Origin of the sequence: Halomonas sp. (assembly GCF_041689495.1) — a bacterium.
Lineage (GTDB): Bacteria > Pseudomonadota > Gammaproteobacteria > Pseudomonadales > Halomonadaceae > Halomonas.
In genome coordinates, this window is sequence record NZ_JBDNGD010000122.1 from 1 (window position 1) to 1,194 (window position 1,194).

A 1,194-nucleotide genomic window follows, 5' to 3' on the forward strand; every position below is an offset into this window, starting at 1 on the left:
CGAACTGCGCCGGCTGCGCGATCTGGACTGGCGAGAACTCGATATCAAGGAAGCCGGCGGCTGGCCCTGGTCGCTGCAGGTGATTTGCTGTCTGCTAGTGCTGGGGCTGACTTTTGCTGGCCTCCACTGGTACCTGGCGGCTCCTGCCAAGGAAGAGCTGAATCAGGTTAGAAGCCAGGAGTCCGGGCTGATCCGCGACTACCGCAGCAAGGCATCACAGGCGGCCAATCTGCCGGTGATGCGTGAAGAGATGAAGAATCTCGAGGCGCGCATGGCAGTGATCAGGGAAATGCTGCCTACGGGCGCCGAGATACCGTCGCTGATCGACAACATCAGCGAGACGGCCATCGACAATCAGCTTTCCATCGACTTCATTCGTCTGCAAGGTCCGGTATCACGCGAGTATTATATCGAGCAGCCCTTCGATATCCAGGTGCAGGGCGACTACCATCGGGTGGCCGCCTTCCTGGCGGGTGTCGCCGGTTTGCCACGTATCGTCACCCAGCATGACTTTACTCTCTCACCGGAGGGCGGGAGTGGTCAGCGGCTCCGGCTCTCGCTGCTGGCTCGGACCTACAGCTATCGACCCAGCGAGGAGACGGCGCCATGAACAAGAGGCACTGGGCGTCGTCGGGCATGCTGGCCGGCACGCTGGTCGTGCTGGCCGGCTGCGCCGATCCGCAATTGGGTAGCCTGGATCGTGAACTGTCGGAAATCCGCAATGATCCCGGGCAGGTGGCACGCGTGGCCTTGCCCGAGATTCCGGACTATGCGCCGGTGCCCTACGAACAAGCCGATGAACGAAGCCCCTTCCTGCCGGTAATGCCGGAAGCGGATCTGCCACAGGAAGGCTCCGATGAGCTTGCACCGGACACGAGCCGGCCTCGGGAGCCCCTCGAAGCCTTTGGGCTCAATGAACTCGGTCTGGTGGGTATCCTGCAGGTGGGCGGACAGCCATCGGCCCTGGTGAGAGCGCCTGGCGGTCAGGTTCATCGTCTGCGAGTGGGTAACTACATGGGCAACGATTTCGGACGCATCATCAGCATTACCGGGTCATCCGTCCAACTGTTCGAGGTGGTTCCCACTGGCCGAGGCGGATGGGTCGAGCGAACCACGCGCCTGTCGCTGGATGGCGATTGATGGGCATTGATGGGCATTGATGGGCAAGAGCAATCGATAAAGGGCAATCGATAA

General features: G+C 61.4%; 2 protein-coding genes. Both read left to right on the forward strand.

All coding sequences use genetic code 11. The features are described from left to right. The coding region (locus ACESMD_RS03980; protein ID WP_372610538.1) for a type 4a pilus biogenesis protein PilO at nucleotides 1-610 on the forward strand (610 nt) is incomplete at its 5' end. Continuing rightward, nucleotides 607-1,140, forward strand: a complete 534-nt coding sequence (locus ACESMD_RS03985; protein WP_372610540.1) for a pilus assembly protein PilP — start codon at nucleotides 607-609, stop codon at nucleotides 1,138-1,140. The genes ACESMD_RS03980 and ACESMD_RS03985, both read left to right, overlap by 4 nt. Nucleotides 1,141-1,194 lie beyond the last annotated feature (54 nt).